We start from the raw sequence: 478 nt of genomic DNA, 5'->3' as shown, positions 1-478 counted from the left end.
GTTATAAAAGTTAACGGTAAATATTACTACTATCCTAAAGAAGGAATAAACCAAAGTAATATTGTCGATGAAAAAACTGCTAAAGAAATCTCAGCTCATGCACATCACCATCACCATGGAGAAGCTAATGAATCTAAAGAGAGCGGAGATCACTATACATTTAACCCTAAAGATATCGTAAGTGAAACTGCAGATGGTTATGTAGTCCGTCATGGCGATCATTTCCACTATATTAAGAAAAGCGAGCTATCAAGTTCTCAATTATCACAAGCAAGCAAAGTAGAAACTAACAGTTCGTTACCAGCATCAACTGCAGGAATAACTACTCCAACAAGCGATGGATATATCTTTAAAGGTGAAAATGACATCATAGGAAAAAATAGTTTTGGATTTATAGTTAAACACGGTAGTCACCAACACATAATACCTTATTCTCAACTAGTAGGTACAAAATGGGAATACTTAGTAAATAACACTG

The 478-nt window shown here is 34.5% G+C and carries 1 protein-coding gene; it reads left to right on the top strand.

Annotated features, from left to right (window positions below):
- On the top strand, positions 1 to 478 hold a 478-nt coding region (locus PNO30_RS02470; RefSeq protein WP_271987037.1), incomplete at both ends, for a pneumococcal-type histidine triad protein.

The sequence above is a fragment of the Gemella haemolysans genome (genome assembly GCF_028308085.1).
In the GTDB taxonomy this organism is placed as follows: domain Bacteria; phylum Bacillota; class Bacilli; order Staphylococcales; family Gemellaceae; genus Gemella; species Gemella haemolysans_D.
The sequence above is the reverse complement of the archived record's forward strand: the minus strand, read 5'-3'. Positions and strand labels throughout refer to the sequence as shown.